At 75.1% G+C, this 2595-nt stretch carries 2 protein-coding genes and 1 pseudogene; 2 read left to right on the top strand and 1 reads right to left on the bottom strand.

The features are described 5' to 3' along the window. Positions 1-228: 228 nt before the first annotated feature. Positions 229-831, bottom strand: a pseudogene (locus EAO70_RS09740) (maleylpyruvate isomerase family mycothiol-dependent enzyme); the annotation flags it as partial. Positions 832-902: 71 nt separating this feature from the next. Between EAO70_RS09740 and EAO70_RS09735 the strand changes: the two are divergent. Continuing rightward, positions 903-1835, top strand: a complete 933-nt coding sequence (locus EAO70_RS09735) for a LysR family transcriptional regulator (protein WP_148002611.1) — start codon at positions 903-905, stop codon at positions 1833-1835. Positions 1836-2018: 183 nt separating this feature from the next. Next, positions 2019-2450: a cell division protein SepF gene (locus EAO70_RS09730; RefSeq protein WP_148002610.1), complete on the top strand. Its 432-nt coding sequence runs from the start codon at positions 2019-2021 to the stop codon at positions 2448-2450. The last annotated feature ends 145 nt before the right edge of the window (positions 2451-2595 follow it).

The raw sequence follows: 2595 nt of genomic DNA, 5'->3' as shown, positions 1-2595 counted from the left end.
GCTGTGCGCCGACGACCTCGTCTGGTCGTACGGCTCCGGCGCCCCTGTGACCGGCAGCCGGCGGCCGTAGGCCAGCAGCAGGAGGTCCTGCGCGCTGCCGGTCACAGGGGCGCCGGAGCCGTACGACCAGTCGAGGTCGTCGGCGCACAGCCGCACCCCGCCGAGGTCGACGCCGAAGCTGTGCGCCGACGACCTCGTCTGGTCGTACGGCTCCGGCGCCCCTGTGACCGGCAGCCGGCGGCCGTAGGCCAGCAGCAGGAGGTCCTGCGCGCTGCCGGTCACAGGGGCGCCGGAGCCGTACGACCAGTCGAGGTCGTCGGCGCACAGCCGCACCCCGCCGAGGTCGACGCCGAAGAACCGCAGACCGGCTGGCCGGACCTGGTCCAGCAGGACCCGCAGCCGGTCCTCCGGGACGCGCCGGTCCAGGCCGAGGGCGACGGTGACGTCCAGACCGTGCACCACGTCATGGCCGAGGGCCCCCGCCGCGCCGCCGACCGGAGGCGACCAGCGGTGGTCCGCGTTGTCCCGCAGGAACGCGGAGAGCTCGGCCGGGGAATGGGCGCCCGCGTCCCGGCGCGCGACCCGGTCGGTCATGCGGTGGAGGTTCCCGCGCGCCCTGACCAGCTCGCCGAGCGTCGCCGGCAGCGAAAGCCGGAAGCCCATCGACATGTGCGCCACCACCTCGCGCACCCGCCAACCCGCGCACAGCGAACGCTCGTTCCACCGCTCGGCCGGCAGACCGTCGAACAGGTCCGCCAGTTCCCGGCGTTCGGCCGCGATCGCGGCCCTGATCCCGGTGGTGCTCCTCGTGCCGCCCGTCGCGTTCTCCATGCGACCCACCCTGCGTCGCCCCGGCGGATAAGGCCAATAGACGGTTCTGCTGCCTTCTGGAATCACCGCCTATGGAGCTTCGGCAGCTGCGCTACTTCGTCTCCGTCGTCGAGGAGGGCGGCTTCACCCGTGCCGCGGCCCGGCTGCACCTGGCCCAGCCCGGACTCAGCGCCCAGATCCGCCGGCTGGAACGGGAGGTGGGGGAGCCCCTGCTCGACCGCTCCGGCCGCACGGTGACACCGACCGAGGTGGGCCGCGCCGTCCTGCCCTACGCCCGCGCGGCCCTGGCCGCCGTGGACGCGGTGCGGGAGACGGTGGACGCGTACACGGGCCTGCTGCGCGGCCGGGTCACGCTCGGCACGGTCTCCGGGGCCGCCGGGCACGCCTTCGACATCGCCGCCTTCCTCGCGGACTTCCACCAGGACCACCCGGCGGTGGAGGTGGCGCTCACCGAGGACACCACCGAACGCATGCAGGCCGCGCTCCTCGCGGGCGAGCTCGACATCGCCCTCCTGGGGACGGCCTCGGACGTGCCGCCGCCGGGAACCGCCTTCCGGATGGTGCTGGACGTCCCGCTGGTCGCAGTCGTCGCGCCCGGCGATCCGCTGCTCGCCCGTGCCGCCGGCACCGGCCTCCCGCTCGCCGCCCTGCGCGACCGCCCGCTGATCTGCCTGCCCCGCGGCACCGGCGTCCGCGCCGCCCTCGAACGCGGCTGCGCCCAGGCCGGATTCCGCCCCCGCGTCACCTTCGAGGCGGCGGCGCCGCACGTCCTGGCCCGGCTCGCCGCGCGCGGCCTCGGCGTCGCCGTGCTGCCCGCCGGAGAGGACGGGGCGCCCCCCGGCGACGGGCTCCGCGCCCTGCGGATCGTCGAGCCCGGGATCCGCGGCCGCTTGGCGCTCGCCTGGCAGGCCGCCGGCCCGGCGAGCCCCGCGGCCCGGGCCCTCCTCGACCGGCTCCGCGACGCCCTGCCGGAGCCGTCCGGGTGCGCCGGGGAGCGGAGTTGACGGACATCGGGACGCTCACCGGGACCCGGCCGCGCCGCCGCGACGGAGCCGCCGGTCCCGACCGGCGACCGGGGGTGACCAGGAAGGGCCTGGTCCGGGGCACGAGGAGGAGAACCTGCGCCGGCACGGCATCCCCTCGTGTCGTTGTTGGGCCGAACGGGTGAGGAGCGGGAGGATGTCCCCATGAGTAGGTACGAGAGGTACGACGTCACCGACGAGCAGTGGGAGGGCCTCGCCCAGGTCGTGCCCCTGCGCGGCCGTGACGAATGGCCGTCCAGGGTCGACCACCGCACGATCCCCGAGCAGTACGAATCCGCCGAGCACCGCCGCATGGTCGTGCTCCGCGTGCAGGTGTTCGCCGACGCCCGCGAGGTCGCCGAGTACCTCATCGCCCAGATCCCGGTGCTCCTCGACCTGACGAGCGCCGACACCGAGGTCGCCAAGCGCATCCTCGACTTCAGCAGCGGCGTGGTCTTCGGCCTCGGCAGCGGGATGCACCGCGTCGACCGGAACGTCTTCCTGCTGGCTCCGGCCGGCACGGAGGTCGAGGGCGCGGAGGGTGAGGACGACGAGAGCATGGTGGACGACAGGACCGCCGGCGTCCCCCGATCGTAGGAAGGTCATCTCGCCGTAACGGTTCGTCAGCGAACGCACTGCGTACGGTCCGGGCATGGACCTCACCGGCGGCTTCACGCTCGACCACTCCGGCTCCCCGGCCGCGCCCCGCACCGGCCCCCCGTCCCCGGGGGCACCGTCCACC

The sequence above is a fragment of the Streptomyces sp. adm13(2018) genome, assembly GCF_008042145.1.
Taxonomy (GTDB): Bacteria; Actinomycetota; Actinomycetes; order Streptomycetales; family Streptomycetaceae; genus Streptomyces.
This window is presented reverse-complemented; position numbering and strand designations above follow the sequence as displayed.

Excerpts from the sequence above, each read along its gene's own strand:
- EAO70_RS09735 (WP_148002611.1), top strand. The coding sequence starts at position 903 with ATGGAGCTTCGGCAGCTGCGCTACTTCGTCTCCGTCGTCGAGGAGGGC.
- EAO70_RS09730 (WP_148002610.1), top strand. The coding sequence starts at position 2,019 with ATGAGTAGGTACGAGAGGTACGACGTCACCGACGAGCAGTGGGAGGGC.